Source organism: Kribbella sp. NPDC003557, assembly GCF_040610805.1.
Classification (GTDB): domain Bacteria; phylum Actinomycetota; class Actinomycetes; order Propionibacteriales; family Kribbellaceae; genus Kribbella.
On sequence record NZ_JBEXMY010000006.1, the window covers coordinates 605704 to 621834 of the forward strand.

14 protein-coding genes are annotated in these 16131 nt (G+C 71.0%); 11 read left to right on the plus strand and 3 right to left on the minus strand.

Annotated elements, in window-relative coordinates; genetic code table 11:
• Positions 1–302: 302 nt before the first annotated feature.
• From ABZW60_RS27595 to ABZW60_RS27620, 6 genes are all read left to right on the plus strand, one after another.
• The gene (locus tag ABZW60_RS27595) at positions 303–1055 is read left to right on the plus strand and encodes a glucose 1-dehydrogenase (protein WP_355481552.1); all 753 of its coding nucleotides are present in this window, start codon (positions 303–305) and stop codon (positions 1053–1055) included.
• Positions 1056–1093: 38 nt separating this feature from the next.
• Entirely contained in the window at positions 1094–3487 is a 2394-nt protein-coding gene (locus ABZW60_RS27600; RefSeq protein ID WP_355481553.1) for a glycosyl hydrolase family 65 protein, read from the plus strand.
• A 99-nt stretch (positions 3488–3586) separates the two neighbouring features.
• Positions 3587–4177 carry a chemotaxis protein CheB gene (locus tag ABZW60_RS27605; protein ID WP_355481554.1) on the plus strand — a complete coding sequence of 197 codons (591 nt, stop codon included), beginning with the start codon at positions 3587–3589 and terminating at the stop codon, positions 4175–4177.
• Positions 4177–6048 (plus strand): CheR family methyltransferase, encoded by a 1872-nt coding sequence (locus ABZW60_RS27610; RefSeq protein ID WP_355481556.1) that lies wholly within the window; start codon positions 4177–4179, stop codon positions 6046–6048. The genes ABZW60_RS27605 and ABZW60_RS27610 overlap by 1 nt, the downstream gene beginning before the upstream one ends.
• Before the next feature lie 9 nt (positions 6049–6057).
• On the plus strand, positions 6058–6963 hold the full coding sequence (locus ABZW60_RS27615) for a GAF and ANTAR domain-containing protein (protein WP_355481558.1): 906 nt from the start codon (positions 6058–6060) through the stop codon (positions 6961–6963).
• 14 nt (positions 6964–6977) lie between these two features.
• The gene (locus tag ABZW60_RS27620; protein WP_355481560.1) at positions 6978–7700 is read left to right on the plus strand and encodes a GAF and ANTAR domain-containing protein; all 723 of its coding nucleotides are present in this window, start codon (positions 6978–6980) and stop codon (positions 7698–7700) included.
• Between the two features lie 199 nt (positions 7701–7899).
• Here the strand turns inward: ABZW60_RS27620 and ABZW60_RS27625 are convergent, their stop codons facing one another.
• Positions 7900–8118 (minus strand): hypothetical protein, encoded by a 219-nt coding sequence (locus ABZW60_RS27625; RefSeq protein ID WP_355481562.1) that lies wholly within the window; start codon positions 8116–8118, stop codon positions 7900–7902.
• A gap of 437 nt (positions 8119–8555) precedes the next feature.
• Here ABZW60_RS27625 and ABZW60_RS27630 point away from each other — a divergent pair, with 437 nt between their 5' ends.
• Positions 8556–8882, plus strand: coding sequence for a hypothetical protein (locus ABZW60_RS27630; RefSeq protein WP_355481563.1), 327 nt, complete (start codon positions 8556–8558; stop codon positions 8880–8882).
• A gap of 70 nt (positions 8883–8952) precedes the next feature.
• Here ABZW60_RS27630 and ABZW60_RS27635 read toward each other — a convergent pair whose 3' ends face one another.
• Positions 8953–9534, minus strand: coding sequence for a hypothetical protein (locus ABZW60_RS27635; RefSeq protein WP_355481565.1), 582 nt, complete (start codon positions 9532–9534; stop codon positions 8953–8955).
• A gap of 165 nt (positions 9535–9699) precedes the next feature.
• Between ABZW60_RS27635 and ABZW60_RS27640 the strand changes: the two genes are divergently transcribed.
• From ABZW60_RS27640 to ABZW60_RS27655, 4 genes are all read left to right on the plus strand, one after another.
• The gene (locus ABZW60_RS27640) at positions 9700–10146 is read left to right on the plus strand and encodes a pyridoxamine 5'-phosphate oxidase family protein (RefSeq protein ID WP_355481567.1); all 447 of its coding nucleotides are present in this window, start codon (positions 9700–9702) and stop codon (positions 10144–10146) included.
• A 47-nt stretch (positions 10147–10193) separates the two neighbouring features.
• Positions 10194–11939, plus strand: coding sequence for a GAF domain-containing protein (locus tag ABZW60_RS27645; RefSeq protein ID WP_355481569.1), 1746 nt, complete (start codon positions 10194–10196; stop codon positions 11937–11939).
• 101 nt (positions 11940–12040) lie between these two features.
• Positions 12041–13015 (plus strand): hypothetical protein, encoded by a 975-nt coding sequence (locus ABZW60_RS27650; RefSeq protein ID WP_355481571.1) that lies wholly within the window; start codon positions 12041–12043, stop codon positions 13013–13015.
• Positions 13012–13356 carry a hypothetical protein gene (locus tag ABZW60_RS27655; RefSeq protein ID WP_355481573.1) on the plus strand — a complete coding sequence of 115 codons (345 nt, stop codon included), beginning with the start codon at positions 13012–13014 and terminating at the stop codon, positions 13354–13356. The genes ABZW60_RS27650 and ABZW60_RS27655 overlap by 4 nt, the downstream gene beginning before the upstream one ends.
• A 29-nt stretch (positions 13357–13385) precedes the next feature.
• Here ABZW60_RS27655 and ABZW60_RS27660 read toward each other — a convergent pair whose 3' ends face one another.
• Positions 13386–16073, minus strand: coding sequence for a GNAT family N-acetyltransferase (locus ABZW60_RS27660; protein WP_355481575.1), 2688 nt, complete (start codon positions 16071–16073; stop codon positions 13386–13388).
• Positions 16074–16131: the final 58 nt, after the last annotated feature.

Consider the following 16131-nt stretch of genomic DNA (forward strand, 5'->3'; position numbering starts at 1 on the left):
CCGTCGGACCGGGCCGGAACGATGACGAGGAGGATCCGGTTCCCTGGTGATTCGAAGCCTCGGCGTCCGTTGCGGTCATCCGCTCGCGGGACCGGGGCTCCGCCGGGTCCTCCTCGCCACTTCCAGTGGACTGCGAGCGGTGGGCCGGTCGAAGGGCCGAAGGTCCCGACCGGCCCGGGACCTTCGCCCCGAAGCGGCGCGGCCGGGACCAATGCCCCGGCTTCGGGGCCCAACGGACCTGCCCGGCCGCCCGCACCGTTGCGAGTCTGAAGCCGTAGCAGCTACCGGAGGGGAGCGACGACATGGGCAGGCTTGATGATCGGGTCGCGCTGGTGACCGGTGCGGCCAGCGGTATCGGCGAGGTCACCGCGTGGCGGCTCGCCGCCGAGGGTGCGGCGGTCCTGCTGACCGATATCGCGGTCGAGGCCGGCGAGGCCGTGGCGGAAGGCCTGCGGGACTCCGGGGCACGTGCCCGGTTCGCCCGGCACGACGTCGCGAGCGAAGCCGACTGGCGGGCCGTCTGCGAGCTCGCCGCCGCGGAGTTCGGCGGGATCGACATCCTCGTCAACAACGCCGGTATGGGTGACCTGGCGACGATCGAGGAGACGACGCTCAAGGACTGGCAGCACACCATCGACGTCGACCAGACCGGGGTCTTCCTCGGGATGCGCACCGCCGCGCCGTACCTGAAGGCGTCCGGCCACGCGTCGGTGATCAACATCAGCTCGATCTTCGGCACCAGCGGCGGTTTCGGTACGTCGCCGGCGTACCACGCGGCGAAGGGCGCGGTCCGGACCCTCACCAAGAACGCGGCGCTGCACTGGGCGACCGACAACATCCGGGTCAACTCGATCCATCCCGGCTTCATCGACACCCCGATCCTGGACACGGCGCGGAACACGCCGTTCTGGGACGTGATGACGCAGCTGACGCCGATGGGCCGCCTCGGCCGGCCGGAGGAGGTCGCGGCGGGCGTCGCGTACCTGGCCAGCGACGACGCCTCGTTCGTCACCGGCCTCGAGCTGTACATCGACGGCGGTTACGTGGCCCGCTGATGTCCCAGCATCCGGCAGACCCCCCGGCGCGTCACGCTGTGGCCGACTGGATCCTCGCGTTCGGCGGCTACGACCCGAGCGACGAGCGCCGCCGGGAGGCCCTGTGCACCACCGGGAACGGGTACTTCGCGACGCGCGGGGCGTGGGCGGGGTCGGTTGCCGACGACCACCACTACCCGGGGACGTACCTGGCCGGCTACTACAACCGCCTGACCGACACGATCGGCGACGTCAGCGTCGAGAACGAGAGCCTGGTCAACCTTCCCGACTGGCTGCCTCTCACCTTTGCCGCCGACGACGGCGAGTGGTGGACGCCGGACACCACCGAGGTGCTCGACCATGACCTGGAGCTCAACGTCCGCCGCGGCGTGGTGACCCGCCGGTTCCGTCTGCGGGACGCGGCCGGGCGTGAGATCCACGGCGTCGAGCGCCGCTTCATCAGCATGGCCGACCCGCACCTCGCCGGGCAGACGCTCGCCGTCACCGCGGTGAACTGGTCCGGCCGGCTCCGGATCGGGTCCGCGGTGCACGGCGACGTGACGAACTCCGGCGTCGAGCGATACCGCAAACTGGCCGGGCGGCACCTGACCCGCGTCGCGCCACTGGTTGCCGATGGCAATCTCGTGGTGACGGCCGCGACGACCCAGTCACGACACCGGGTCTGCGTCGGCACGCGGGTCACCGCCACCCGGAACGGATCGGCGCTCGACGGCTGGATCACCAGGACCGACGACACCTCGGCGTACGCCGAACTCACGGTCGCGGTGAGCGCGGGCGACACGGTCGGCGTCGAGAAGGTCGCGGCGCTCCACGGTTCGCGCGATGTCGGGATCTCCGAACCGCAACTGGCCACCGAGCTCGCACTGGGGTGCGCGCCGTGCCTCGGTGATCTCCTGGAGCACCACGTGCTGGCCTGGTCCCAGCTGTGGCGGCGCTTCAGCGTGGAGCTCGAGGAGGCGTACGACGGGACGCTGGCCGCGCTCCGGCTGAACATCTTCCACCTGCTGCAGACCGTGTCGCCGCACAGCCCGGACACGGACGCCGGCGTACCCGCTCGCGGGCTGCACGGCGAGGCGTACCGCGGACATGTCTTCTGGGACGAGCTCTTCGTCTTCCCGGTGCTCACGCTCCGGCTGCCCGAACTGACCCGCGCGTTGCTGCGCTACCGCGCCCGGAGGCTGCCTGCGGCCCGGCTCGCGGCACAGCAGAGCGGACTGCAGGGCGCGATGTTCCCCTGGCAGTCCGCCTCCGACGGGCGCGAGGAGAGCCAGCGTCTGCACCTCAACCCGCTCTCCGGGCACTGGACCGACGACGTGTCGTTCCGGCAGCGGCACGTAGGCCTGGCGGTCGCCTACTCGATGTGGCAGTACGTCGAGACCACCGGCGACACCGACTTCCTGTCCGATCACGCCGCCGAGGTCATCGTCGAGGTCGCCCGCTTCTTCGCGGCCCTCGCCGAGTACGACGCCGGCCGCGACCGCTACGTGATCCGGGGCGTGATGGGACCCGACGAGTTCCACACGGCGTACCCGGGCCGCGCGGAGCCGGGCATCGACAACAACGCGTACACCAACGTCATGGCCGTCTGGCTGTTCGGCGTCGCCGCCCGCGCCCTGGACCTGCTCCCGGCCTGGCGACGCACCGAGCTGATCGAGTCACTCGGCCTGCGGCAGGAGGAGCGCAACCACTGGGACGAACTCACCCGCCGCATGTTCGTGCCCTTCCACGACGGCGTCATCAGCCAGTTCGAAGGCTACGAACAACTGACCGAACTCGACTGGCCGCGGTACCGGGACCAGTACGGCGACATCCGGCGGCTCGACCGGATCCTCGAGGCCGAGGGGCGCGATGTGACGACGTACCAGGTCTCCAAGCAGGCCGACGTCCTGATGCTGCTGTACCTGCTCCCCCGCCGCGACCTCTACGCGCTGATGGAGCGGCTCGGGTACCCGCTCGGGGCCGAGATCATCCGCAAGACCGTCGAGTACTACCTCGCTCGGACCTGCCACGGCTCGTCGCTGAGCGCCGTCGTCCACGCCTGGGGCCTCGCGACGCTCGACCCCGACCGCGCCCTCGCGTTCCTCGAACAGGCCCTGCACAGCGACGCCGGGGACGCACTCCGCACCGGCACCACCGCCGAGGGTGTCCACCTCGCGGCGATGGCAGGAGCCGCGGACCTCGTCCAGCGCTGCTTCACCGGACTCACCACGACCGGCGGCGTCCTGCGCTTCCGCCCGCACTGGCCGGCCAGGCTCGGAGCGCTCGAGATGGTGCTGCGCTACCACGGTCACCGCACGACGGTCACGATCACGAGCACGGCCGTCGCCGTCACGATCGATCCCGGGCCGGGCAGAGCGATCGCCGTCCGTTGCTTCGGGCGTACGCGGCAGCTCAAACCCGGCGACAGCTGTCGCTGGACTCTCCCCACCTGACGCACCCCGAAAGCCCTCGGCAGACACGACGAATCCGCTAGGCTCGGAAGGTGTTCGCCATCCTCGCACCAGCTCATGAACCAGCCTCCGGAGCCCCTCGTGACGGAGCAGCGTGACCGGTTCGACATCGTCGCCATCGGGTCGTCGGCCGGCGGCATCCGGGCGCTCGGGATGGTGCTCGGCGCACTCCCCCGAAGTCTGTCGGTACCGGTGGTGATCGTCCAGCACCTCGATCCACGCCATGAGACCGTGATCGCCGATGTGCTCGGGCGACGCAGTGCGATGGCCGTGAAGCTCGCCGCAGCGGGCGAGCACGCACGGCCGGGCACGGTGTACGTCGCGCCGCCCAACCGGCACCTGCTCGTCGGCGCCGACGGCGAGCTCACGTTGTCGAGCAGCGAACTGGTGCACTTCGTCCGGCCGTCGGCCGACCTGCTGTTCGAGTCCGTGGCCGGGGCTTACGGCGCGCGGGCGATAGCCTGCGTCCTGACAGGATCCGGCAGCGACGGGGCGATGGGTGTGAGTGCGGTCAAGTCACGGGGTGGCACGGTCATCGTCGAGGATCCGGAGTCGGCGGAGTTCAGCGGAATGCCGGAGGCGGCGGTCGGCACCGGATCGGTCGACTTCGTCCTGCCGCTGCAGGAGATCCCGGGCGTCATCGTCGCCCTGGTCGAGGCGAGGAGCGTGTGATGGCCGAGGACACCGACGAGAGCGTGAACCCCGGCCTGGAGCAGTTGCTCGCGTTCATCCGGGACGCGCGCGGCTTCGACTTCACCGGCTACAAACGGTCCTCGCTGGCCCGCCGGGTGCGCAAGCGGATGAGCGACGTCGGAGTCGGCGACTACCTGGACTACCGCGATCTGCTGGAGACGAGCGCGGAAGAGTTCGAGTTCCTGTTCAACACGATCCTGATCAACGTCACCAGCTTCTTCCGCGACACCGAGAGCTGGGCCTACCTGCAGCGCGAGATCATTCCCGACCTGCTGAGCAACGCGGGCTCCGACCAGGAGATCCGGGTCTGGAGTGCCGGCTGCTCCAGCGGCGAGGAGGCGTACTCGCTGGCCATCATGTTCGCGCAGGCGCTCGGCATCGAGGAGTGTGCGCGACGCGTCAAGATCTACGGCACCGACGTGGACGAGGAAGCGCTGCGCGAGGCCCGGACCGGCGCCTACTCGGAGAAGGCCCTCGACGCCGTTCCCGGCGACCTGCGCGACCAGTACTTCGAGCAGAGCGGTTCCCGCTTCGTCTTCCGGTCCGATCTGCGCCGCCGCGTCATCTTCGGCCGGCACGACATCACCCGGGACGCGCCGATCTCCCGGCTGCACCTGCTGGTGTGCCGCAACACGCTGATGTACTTCAACGTGGAGGCACAGTCGCAGATCATCGACCGGTTCCACTTCGCCCTGCGCCCGGAGAGCTACCTGTTCCTCGGCAAGGCCGAGATGCTGTTGTCCGACGGTGAACGATTCGACGTCGTCAGCATGCGCCAGCGCGTGTTCCGGCGCCGGGCAGGCCGCTCCGAGCCGCCGCACCAGCCGACCCCGCTGAAGCTGACCGCGCCGACGGGCGTCGAGCGGCGGGACGCTGCGCGCCGCCGGCAACTGCGCGATCTGGTGATGGAGACGGCCCCGAACGCGATGATCGCCCTCGATCTGGACGGGTCGATCACCCAGGTCAACAGTCAGGCGAGAGCACAGTTCGGGCTCACCTCCCAGGACGTCGGCCGGCCGCTGCGCGACCTCGAGGTCTCCTACCGGCCGACCGAGCTGCGCTCGCTGATCGAGCAGGCGCACTCCGAGCGCCGCACCGTCCGGGTGAACGCCGTGGAACGCCGGTTGTCCGCCCAGGACGTGCAGTACCTCGACATCATCGTCCAGCCGCTGACCGCCGACGACGGCATGGTCGTCGGATCGTCGGTGGCCTTCATCGACTCCACCACCCTCACCCGGCTGCAGCTGGAGGTGAAGCGCAACCGAGAGGACCTGGAGACCGCCTACGAGGAGCTGCAGTCCACGAACGAGGAACTCGAGACCACCAACGAAGAGCTCCAGTCCAGCATCGAGGAACTCGAAACCACCAACGAGGAACTCCAGTCCACCAACGAGGAACTCGAAACCACCAACGAAGAGCTCCAGTCGGGCAACGAGGAACTCGAGACGATGAACGAGGAGATCCGCATCCGCAGTACCGAACTCGACGAGGCGCGGACCTTCCTCGAGGGAGTACTGGCCAGTGTCGCCGCGGCGGTAGTGGTCCTCGACCGCGAGCTCCGGGTACGCAGCTGGAACCGCGGCGCGGAGGAACTGTGGGGGCTGCGCAGCGACGAGGTCCAGCGGCAGCCGTTCTTCCAGCTCGATTTCGGCCTGCCGACCGACGCCCTCGTCGACGTCGTGCAGCGCTGTCTGACGTCCGGTCAGCGGACCGAGCCGGTCAGCGTGATCGCCGTGAACCGGAGGGGCCGGAAGATCGAATGCTCGGTCGTCTGCTCGCCGCTGGCCAACCAGGCGGAAGGCGTCGTCTTATCGGTCGAAGAGGTCCGGCCGGCCGAGGATGAGGGTTAGACTCCGAAGGTGGTGAGCGGACTGTCCTTCTGGATCGGACCCGCTCGGGAACGAGCCGCCATCGAGCGCGACCGAGCGGACCGTTCTGCCGCGATCGCCCGCCGGCACGAGCGGCTGCTGATCACCGATCCCGCCTCGATGCGCGCTCTCCACCAACGGATGGCTGCTGTCCACCGCCGCGGCGAGGAACGGCATCTGACCGCTGCGAAACTGCACGAGGCCCACATCCGCCGCCTCACCCGATGGTTCTCGGCGGACGATCTGGACGAAGAGCGTCCCCGGCTGATCTCGGCCGTCGCAGAACTGACCGGCGCCCGGAGCGCAGGGCTCACCCTGCTGGACTCCTGGCGTACCGAAGCCTCCGTGACCGGTTCCGACGAGATCGCGCTGGCCGCCCAGGACCTGGAGCTCACCCTGGGTGAAGGACCGATGCACGACTCGACCTCCACCGGCCGGCCGGTGGTCGCGACCGGGGAGGCGCTGTGGTGTCGCTGGCAGCACTATTCACCCGCGATCGCCGCGCTCGGCGTGCACGCCCTCGCGGTCGTCCCGCTGGGACCGCCTGACCGCTGCGTCGGTGCGCTCACCGTGCTCGATCCGCCGCGGCCCGAGCTGCCCGGGCCGCTGACCGGAGAGCTCGAAGAGCTCGCCGACGCGCTGACGCACACGATGCTGCTGACCGCGGAGACCGTCGCCGGGCTCGCGCCCGAGGCATCGGGAACCGCCGACGTGCTCGATTCACCCAACCAGCGGCTGGTGCTGCATCAGGCCGTCGGGATGGTCGCGGCGCAGAACGACTGCAGTGTCGACGACGCCTCGTCACTGATCAGGGCCTGGGCTTTCGCCCACGAGGAACAGGTGACCGAGGTCGCGCGGAGGATCGTCGCGAAGCGTCTGCGCCTGGACACCCGCTAGGAGGTAGAACGGCTATGGACGACGTCCGGTATCAGGCCTGCGATACCGTGTCCGACCTCGTCGCCAGGCTGGTGACCGACGAGGACCTTTCCGGGACCCTCGCGTGGCTCACCGAAGAATGCGCGAGGCTGCCCGGCGTGACCGCGTCGGCGCTGCTGCTCGTCGATCGGCAGGGCACGCTGAGCGTCGCCGCGGCGTCGTCGGCGCCGGTCCGCCGGCTCCAGGAAGCGGAGCTGCGAGTCGCCGAGGGACCTGCCCACGACAGTTACGACCGCGGTGCGCGCGTCGACTGCCTCGATGCGTTCGACGCCGACAGGAGGTGGCCCCGGTTCGCCCCCGTCGCGCGACGTCGCGGCGTCCAAGCCGTGCACGCCTTTCCGTTGCCGTCGCCCGCTCGGACCATCGGGGTGCTGACAATGTTCATGAGTGAGCCGGGCGGCCTGTCCGACGTAGCGCTCGTGGCCGGGCAGGTGCTGGCGAGCACGGTGGCGCTCGGCATCGAGAGTCACCAGGCGGCCCAGCTCGAGATCCGTACCGACCAGCTGCAGACGGCTCTGGACAGCCGCGTCCTCATCGAGCAGGCCAAGGGGCTGCTCTCCGAGCGGCTCGGGCTCAGCCTCGACGATGCCTTCACGGTGATGCGGCGACACGCCAGGAACAACGGAGAGCGTCTCGTCGGCGTCGCCGCCGCGGTCCTCGACGGCACGCTCACTCTCCCCGCGCACAGCCCCCGCTAGCGCCGGCCTCGTCAGCACCGCGCACGCTGCCGGTGCCGAAAGCAGCCGGGCCTCCGCCCGCTGCACCATGCGCCATCGGTGTGCAACAGGCGGAGGCCGGCCGTCGCCGGGCACCCCTCCCACCGCCGGACGACGAGAGGAGCGTCGTCCGGCGTCCCGGCGAGTCCGCACCGCGATGCGGCAGTCAGTCAGCAGCGCGTCATCCGTCTCCTCCCGCCGCGCGGCGATCCAGTTCCCGTTGCAGGCGTTGCCGATACACCTGGAGGCGGATGTTGAGAACTCTCGGGCCGGCGTCCGGCGACTCCCAGCGTTCGCCGATCTCCGCGTCGAGCCTCACCAGCGCGTCCGCCAGTTCCTCGGTCCGCCAGGAGTCGAACCGCGCCGAGTGCGCCAGCCGGTCCAGATACGCGGCCGTCATCTTTCTGCCCTCCCGCCAGAGCGGCTGCCGTCGCACTTCCCGGCCGGATGCCGAGCCGGGTCGCGACGAGCGGTCACGCTCCGAGGTTCTTGGTGCGCACAGAGCGCAGCCGGAATCGCCCCGGCGGCCGACGAGAATTCTTCGGCGTCAACGATCGAGCGATCCGGCGAAACGAGCATGTGACCCCCTGCGCACACGAACAGGCGCCGGGTCCAGGGCCACCTCGATGATGACCTGACGTTACCACTCGCCGCGTGGTCGCAACAGGCTGTGCAGACCGCCCGCGCTGCCCGAGGTCAGGACCGTTGTCCTCGCGCTTTCGGGACTTTCGGCCCACGGCCCGGCGACGAGGATGCGGCAGTGTTCTGCTGGACCCCGTCGATTCAACTGGCCAGGTCTGGGGGCGCTGCCAGGACTCCTGCCCGGAGGACCGGACCATGAGAACGCACAAGACAACGCATGAGACAACGTACGAGACAACGTACGAAGCCGCCGCCCCCGAAGGCGGTACCGAACTCCACGCCGACGTCGAGACCTACTACGAGCACGGCGCCTGGCACACGCGCCGTTGCGACTCCCCGGAGCCGTTCGCTTCCGGCCCCAGCCGGGTCCGGCTGATCGCCGTCGGCGTCGAGGTGGCCAGGTGGAACGGCCTGTGCCACATCATCCGCGAGGCCGACGGCACCGTCGCCGAGGTCAACCGCTACGCCACCGGCCCGTACCCCAGCCGCTCCCCCATCGCCGGCGGGCACTCCAGCAACTGACCTACCAGGCACGGCGCCGGTGTCCCGGCGCCGTGCCTGGTACGTCGTCATTTCCCGGAGTCCGAAGTCCTTACTCCGAGTGGATCGAGGCGCCCATGCCGGCCTGGCGGATCAGGTCGGAGACCAGGTCCTGGGCCTCGCCGATCGTGTTCTCGAGTGTCTTCAGGCCGTCGTCCGCCCGGCCCGCCTCCAGCGCCCAGCGGGCCGCCGCCATCCCCTGGACCAGGGAGTCGTTGATCTCGATCGCCTCGCGGTACAGCAACGCCCCGGACTCCAGACGGCGGCGCTCGGCCTCCGCCCGGCGGAGCCGGTCCGACGCGTCGCCGAGCAGGAACCCGAGCAGCAGCTCGGGCAGGCAGCGAGCGATCCAGCCCACCGGGCCGAGGTCCGTGCCGGTCGCCACCACCCAGGTCACGACCATCAGCACAGCCAGCGTCCCCGCGGCGAGACCGGCACGCCGCCCGAAGGCGACCGCGATCAGCGCGACCGGGAGCGTGAACAGCAGCATCGACGCGTCGACAGCATCACCGTCGACCAGGCGCACGAGCCACACCGCGGCGAACAGCACACCCGCGACGACCAGTGCGGCCGCCGGGTGCCGCCGGAACCACGGTTCCCGGGGAAGTGCTGTCGAACTGCCGAACACGTTCATCTGCCCAGCGTGCGCCGCACCCCGGCCACACGCACGGGCCGAAGGTCACCTGCCGCGATGACCAGTGCCCCGGCCGCGTGGTCCCGGTGGTCCGGGACCTTCGGCCCTACTCCACGATCGTGGATCTCGCGAAAGTTGCCTCACGCAGCCAGGGAAGGCAGTCCGATGACCATCACCTCTCACTTCGACCACTCACGGCTCGAGATCGTGAGCCGTGACGAATGCCTGCGGCTGCTGCAGTCGGTACCGATCGGGCGCCTGGTGTACACGTCCGGCGGTCTGCCCGCGGTCCGGCTGGTCAACTTCCTCCTGGACGCCGACACCGTGGTCTTCAGCTCGGGTCGCGGCGACAAGCTCCGGGCCGCGGAACGGGGCGACGTGGTGGCGTTCGAGGCGGACGACGTGGACCTCGAACGGCACACCGGCTGGACGGTGACCGCGATCGGTCACCTCTCGGTGGTCAGCGACGACGAGGCCGCCGACCTGCGCCGTACCCTGCCGGTGCGCTCCTGGCTGCCGATGGAGGACCCGCAACTGGTCCGGGTGGGGGTCGAGTCGGTGCACGGGCGACGCCTCGTCCCCTGGGGAAAGCGGCCACGCGAGGGCGCCTAGACCGGAATCACCTTCCCATTGCCTGCACCTTTCCCTAGGCTGAGCGGGTGGCAGGCGACTCGCACGCGGCACGCGGGACCTGGGACGAGGGGGCGCTGGAGTACGCCGGGCTGTCCCGGGTGCGTCTTGACGCGCTGTTGCAGGAGCTCCTCGGCCGCGTCGACGAGATCATGGAGTATCAGGAACGCCTCCGCGCGCTCCTCGACGCGGTCGTCGGCATCGGCGCCGACCTGGACCTGAACAGCACGCTCGACCGCATCGTCACGGCGGCCTGTGAGCTCGTCGGGGCGCAGTACGGCGCGCTGGGTGTGGTCGGCCCGGACGGCAAGCGGCTGGTCCGCTTCATCACCCACGGCGTCACCGAGGGCGAGATCGCCGCGATCGGCCCGTATCCGGAGGGACACGGCATCCTCGGCCTGCTCATCGAGCATCCGGAGCCGCTGCGGATGCACGACCTCGCCGAACACCCCCGGTCGTACGGCTTCCCGTCGAACCACCCGCCGATGAAGAGCTTCCTCGGGGTCCCGATCCGGACCCGCGAGCACGTCTACGGCAACCTGTACCTGACCGAGAAGACGGGTGGCGCGGACTTCACCGAGGACGACGAGCGGACGGTCACGGCGCTGGCCGCGGCCGCCGGTGTGGTGATCGACAACGCCCGGCTGTACGCCGACACCGAGCAGCGCCGGCGCTGGCACGAGGTGAACGCCGAGATCACCCAGCTGATGCTCGGCGAGTTCGACGCCGACCAGGCGCTCCAGCTGATCGCGCAACGGTCGCGGGAGATCTCCCGGGCACAGGTGGCCGCCGTCCTGATCGCCGATCACGACGAGCTGGTCGTGCGGGCGGTGGACGGTCCCGCGGACTACGGCCGGTACGTCGGCCGCAGGCTGCCGGCCGACCTGCCCGTGCTGCGCCGGATGGTCTCCGACGACGGGCAGGTCGTGGTGATCGAGGATCTCGCCCAGGTGCTCAAGGACGCGGGCGGCCTGGCCGATTTCCCGGAGGCGGCCACACTCGGCCGGACGACCATCGCGCCGCTGCCGGCGGGCGGGACCGACACCGGCGGCCTGTTGGTGGTGGCGCTGGAACAGGGTGCGAACAGCCGTCTGGCCGAGGGCGCCGACCTGGTCCGGGCGTTCGCCGGCCAGGCCACGCTGGCGCTCGAGCGGGCCCAGGCACAGCACGACCGGGACATGCTCGCCGTCCTCGAGGACCGCGACCGGATCGCCCGCGACCTGCACGACCTGGTCATCCAGCGGCTGTTCGCGACCGGCCTGCAACTGCAGGGCATGTACCGGATGGCGCGCCCCGAGCACCAGGAGCGTCTCGGCCGCGCGGTCGAGGACATCGACATCACCATCCACGACCTGCGGGCCGCGATCTTCGAACTGCAGCAGGCCCCCGAGTCCAGCTCGTTGCGCAGCGACCTGCAGGCGATGGTGTCGGAGTACGCCGACGGCCTCGGCTTCCGTCCGCGGCTGATCTGCACCGGCCCGATCGACACCGGTGTGCCGGCGTCGGTCCGGCCGCAGATCCTCGCGGTGGTGCGGGAATCGCTGTCGAACGTCGTGCGGCACGCCGACGCGTCGAACACGCTGGTCGAGATCACCGTCGGGGGCGGTCAGGTCGTCGCGCGGGTCTCGGACGACGGCGTCGGCCTCGGTTCCAGCACCCGGCGCAGCGGTCTGCGCAACCTCGCCGAACGGGCGCAGTCCCTCGGCGGCACGGTCCGGCTGGCCGGCAACGACCCGCACGGCACGGTCGTCGAGTTCACCGCACCGACCGACTGACGCACTGACAAAGGGCCTCCCAGGTCGGGACTCTTGCCCGCAGCGCCACACGCCTCCCACCGGCGAACCTGAAGGCGGAGAACCAGTGGGAGGAGCCTCAGGTGTCCGATCAGCTGCCGGCGAAAGACGTCGACGCCCTGCTCGCCGCCGCCGTGGCCGCGCCGAGCATGCACAACACCCAGCCGTGGCGTTTCGAGGTCGAGGGCCACGTGATCGACGTGTACCTGGACGGCTCCCGCACGCTTCCCGCCGTGGACCCGACCGGCCGGGCGATGCGGATCGCCGCCGGCGCCGCCACCTTCAACCTGCGGTGCGCGGCCGAGAGCCTCGGGTACGGCACCTGGTTCGGGCTGGCGCCGTACCCGCGGGAAGAGCCTGATCTGCTCGCCCGGGTCGTGCTCGAGCCGACCGCCGCCCGGGACGACGAGCTGCGCGACCTCGCCGTCCAGATCCCGTACCGGCACACCGACCGGAACCCCTCGGACGCGATCCCGCTGACCGAGGACGTCCGGGTGCGGCTGCTGCGGGCGGCGTACGCCGAGGGCGCCGAGCTGACCTGGCTCGGTGAGGACGACGTCCACACCGTGCTCGACCTGGTGCTCGACGCCGACCTGCGGGAGATCCACGACTGGCAGCGCCGCGCCGAGCGGGCGCACTGGGTCGGCGGCGCGCGCAGCGGGGACGGCGTGCCGAGCTCGGCCCTCGGGCCGCGCGCGGCCGCGTACCCGTCCGCGGTCCGCGATCTCGGGACGCGGCCGGCCGACCGGATCCGCGGCGAGCAGACGTTCGAGAAGCACCCGGATCTCGCCGTGCTGTCGACCGAGTTCGACGACCCCACCGACCAGGTGGCGGCCGGGACCGCGCTCGAGCATGTGCTGCTCGCCGCGACCCGTGACGGGGTCAGCGCGTCGTTCCTGAACCAGCCGCTCGAGTACGACGACCTGCGCCGCAAGGTCCAGCGCCTGACCGGCCGCCCGGGCCATGCCCACATGATCATCCGCTTCGGCCACAGCCGGTCCCACACCGGGACCGCCCGCCGCCCGGTCGCCGACTTCCTCCCGAAGGAGCCGTCATGACCACGCTGCGCCAGGAGATCGACCGGTGGGAGGCCGACCTCACGACCATCGCCGAATCCAGCCAGACCGACAACTGGTTCCTGGAGGAACGCCGGCTCGCCGAGGCCCAGCACACGCTGGTCGCCTTCCGCGGCCACATCCTGCCGATCCTGAGCGGCGGCGCGGACGCGGTCGTCGTCGACGAGATCGAACACCTTCTGGACGCCCTCGAAGACCTCCGCAACGACCTCTTCCGCACCGTGCACCCGACCGACTCGCACCGCAGGATCGCCGAGACGGTCGCCGCACTCCGCGCCCTGGCCACCGTCGCCCTGCGCTTCGAGCAGACACCCGCCCGATGACCGCTCTCACCATCCGGGTGCGGCGCTGATCAGTCGCCGCGCAGCCGGCGGGCGTGCCAGTCGGGCTCGGGGGCGGCCGGTGTCAGGCGCAGGCGGACGTCGACCGCGAACGCGCCCGACGGGCCGGCGACGAGCGGGTTGATGTCGAGTTCGGCCAGTTCCGGGACCTGCTCGGCGAGCCAGGCGATCCGGTGGATGACGTCCACGACCGCGGCCTGGTCGGCGGCGTCCGCGCCCCGGTAACCGGCCAGCAGCGGCGCGCATCGCAGCGAGCGCACCATGTCAGCCGCGTCCAGGTCCGTGAGCGGCAGACCGCGCCACTGCCGGTCGGCCAGCAGATCGGTGAGCGTCCCGCCGCTGCCGGCCATCACGAGCGGCCCGAACAGCTGGTCGCGCACCGCGCCGATGACGAGCTCGGTCCCGCTCGGCGCCATCGCCTGGATCACCACGTGCGGATCTCCCGCGGCCGCCGTCACCTCGTCGTACGCCGTGCTCACCTGCGGCTCGTCCGCCAGACCGATCCGCACGCCGCCGATGTCGGTCTTGTGCACGACACCGGGCGCGGCGGTCTTCAACGCGACCGGGTACCCGGCCTGCTCCGCCGCCGCGATCGCCTCCGCCCGAGTGGACGCGGGCAGCACCGGGATGACCGAGATTCCGGCGCGCCGCAACAGCTGGTTCGCCTGGTGCGGGTCCAGCCACCCGCCGTCCGGCGACTGCTGGACGAACCGCCGGACCACACCGTGAGCGCCGGCCACGTCAACACGGCCCACCACGGGTACGACGCCTTGCGGCCGGGCACGCCACTCGGCGTACCGCACGGCGTGGGACAAGGCACGGACCGCGCTCTCCGGGAACGGGAACACCGGCAGCCGCCGTCCGTCGGGCAGCGCGATCTCCGGAGTGGCACGGGGTGAACCGACACAGTTCACGACGATCGGCAGGTCACCCGGCGCCGCAGCGGCGGCGATGGTGTCGTAGATGTCCTCGACCCGGCCGGCCCTGGTCACCGCGTAGTTGACCACGATGCTGTCGGCTTCGCCGCTGTCGCTGATCACCTGCAAGGCTTCAGCCAGGCTCTTCGCAGACGCGGCCGCACCGAGATCGACCGGGTTCCCGCTCGCTACCGCGCCGGCCTCCTCGAGCCGCCGCTGGACGCCGTCGCTCAGCTCGGGCAGCTCGAGTCCGAGCCGCCCGGCGGCGTCGGCCGCCAGGATCCCGGCGCCGCCCGCGTTCCCGACCACCGCGACCCGGCGTCCGCGCGGAAGCGGCGGCACAGCGAGCACGCGGGCCGTCTCCACCAGCTCCTCGATGGTGTCCATCCGCAGTACGCCGGACTGTGCGAACAGCGCGTCCACGGCGGTCTCCGGCGTCGCCGCCGCGGCCGTGTGCGAGGCGCCGGCGCGCCGGCCCCCTGCCGAGCGTCCGCCTTTCACGACCAGGATCGGCTTGGTCCGCCCGATCATCCGGGCCAGGCCGCCGAACTTGCGCGGGTTCCCGAAGGACTCCAGGTACAGGCCGATCACCGCGGTCCGTGGTTCGCCCCACCAGTGCAGCAGCATGTCGTTGCCGCTGACATCGACCTTGTTGCCGAGCGAGACGAACTCGGAGATGCCCAGCCCGGTCCGCCCGGCGTGCTCCAGGACAGCGATCCCGACCGCGCCGGACTGGGCCGCGATCGCCAGCACACCGGGCCGCGGCGCCACCTCGGCGAATGTGGCGTTCAGCCTGATCTCCGCGGCGGTGTTGACCAGGCCGAGGCAGTTCGGGCCGATCAGCCGGATGCTGTGCCGGCGGGCCACCGCGAGCATCTCGCGCTGCAGCTCGCGACCGGCCGCGCCGAGCTCGGAGAAACCGGCGGTCAGCACCACCGCGCCGCCGACACCGGCCGCGCCGCACTGCGCCAAGACGTCGGCCACCTGCTCGGCCGGGACCGCGATCACCGCGAGATCGACCGGCTGCGGCACCGCCCCGATCGCCGGGTACGCCGCGACCTCGGCGATCCGCGTCGCGTACGGGTTCACGGCGTACGCCGTACCGGTGAAGCCGCCGGTGACGATGTTGCGCAGCACCTCGTGCCCGATGCCGCCAGGGGTGCGGCCCGCGCCGACGACCGCGACCGTCCGGGGCGAGAACAGGCGTTGCAGGGAGCGGTTCTCGGCCGCCCGCTCGCGGTCGGCCATCTTCTCCAGCGTCAGCGGGTGGTACGCCGTGTCGAGCACGAGCTCCACCACGCCGCTGTCGAGCTTGCGGACCTGCTCGAACCCCGAATCGGCGAGCACCCGCAGCATCTTCGCGTTCTCCCCCAGCGTGTCGGCGCGCAGCCGCTGGATGCCGTTCTCCCGGGCCGTCGCGGCCAGCTGCTCGAGCAGCAGCGTCCCGATCCCCTTGCCGTGCACGGAGTCCTGCAGCAGGAAGGCCATCTCGGCCTCGCCCGCCCGGAGCACCTCGTAGCTCGCGATCCCGACCACGTCCTCGCCGTACTCCGCGACCAGGGCGACGTGCCCGTCGTGCTCGACGGCGAGGTGATGGGTGTACTCGTCGGCCATCAAGCGACTGATGCCGAAGAACCGCAGGTAGATCGACTCGTCCGACACCCGGCTGTTCATCGCCGTCAGCGCCGGCTCGTCGTCCTCGCGCACCGGCCGGATCCGGATCACCGATCCGTCCGCGGCCAGCACGTCCCACCCCGCGCCCGGGTGCTCCACAGCCGTCATCGCGGCTCCCTTCGACACTCCACCAGCTCACCGCGGCACAGGAGTCCGGCTCCAGAGC